The sequence below is a fragment of the Pseudomonas sp. HMSC063H08 genome, from assembly GCF_001813645.1.
Classification (GTDB): domain Bacteria; phylum Pseudomonadota; class Gammaproteobacteria; order Pseudomonadales; family Pseudomonadaceae; genus Pseudomonas; species Pseudomonas aeruginosa.
Genome location: NZ_KV813529.1, coordinates 1 through 203, shown reverse-complemented (window position 1 = coordinate 203; position 203 = coordinate 1). Strand labels below are relative to the sequence as shown.

Here is a 203-nt window from a genome sequence, read left to right as displayed (position 1 = left end):
TAGGTGTCGGTCTTGGTGACCCACAGTTCGACGACGCCGCCTTGGGTTGCAAACATGTTCATCGGTGTTTCTCCTTCAATTCGCCTTTTTCGGCGTGAGTTGTCCCGCTGCTGCAAATTCGGCTGTTTCGCCTTCATTCAGCGGTGTTGGGTGAAAGTGATTTGTCGGGCGATCCCTTCGGGCCGGGCTCTATTCGCTAGCGA

At 55.2% G+C, this 203-nt stretch carries 1 pseudogene; it reads right to left on the bottom strand.

Going from position 1 to position 203, the window contains the following annotated elements:
* Positions 1–62 (bottom strand): annotated as a pseudogene (locus HMPREF2924_RS35605) (DNA-binding protein); the annotation flags it as partial.
* Between the last annotated feature and the right edge of the window lie 141 nt (positions 63–203).